The sequence below is a fragment of the Psychrobacter sp. 1U2 genome (genome assembly GCF_051847575.1).
The window spans coordinates 1-515 of the sequence record NZ_JBPYDC010001828.1; the positions used below are offsets into that span (position 1 = coordinate 1).

A 515-nucleotide genomic window follows, 5' to 3' on the forward strand; every position below is an offset into this window, starting at 1 on the left:
GCCATTTCTGCCAATATCACCATTGCTATGAAAAATGATGAGCAAAGAGATGCGGCGTTAATTACCTTTTTGGCGACAGCATCGGGTATGAGCTTTTTGGGATTAAGCTCTGTGTTTTGGGGCATTCTTATCGGCATGATTGCTCACTATATTCTGACCAAAAAACGCCTACTACCAACATCATCTATCTCATTAACGACCTCTAATAATGAAGCCAATTAAGAGCAAGTCTCTTACGAAAAAATTTAAGTAGTGTCAGAGCAATGAGTCCAACCCATGTACCACTTATTAATTCTAAAGACACTACCTCATATGACTTTTTATAGGATATAAACATGATTAACAAAGCAGATAAAAATATCACTGACGTACTTAGTCAAATTAAAGATGGCGCCACCATCATGATTGGCGGCTTTGGCACAGCAGGTCAACCCGCTGAACTCATTGATGGGCTTATTAATTTGGGCGTAAAGGATTTGGTCATCATTAATAATAATGCCGGTAACGGCGACCAT

The 515-nt window shown here is 39.2% G+C and carries 2 protein-coding genes; both read left to right on the plus strand.

Going from position 1 to position 515, the window contains the following annotated elements; genetic code table 11:
- Window positions 1-222 (plus strand): benzoate/H(+) symporter BenE family transporter (locus ACS8FD_RS24630; RefSeq protein WP_439277777.1); only part of this gene is annotated, 222 nt, incomplete at its 5' end.
- 113 nt (window positions 223-335) lie between these two features.
- Window positions 336-515, plus strand: a 180-nt coding sequence (locus ACS8FD_RS24635; RefSeq protein ID WP_439277778.1) for a CoA-transferase, incomplete at its 3' end; no start/stop codon positions are given.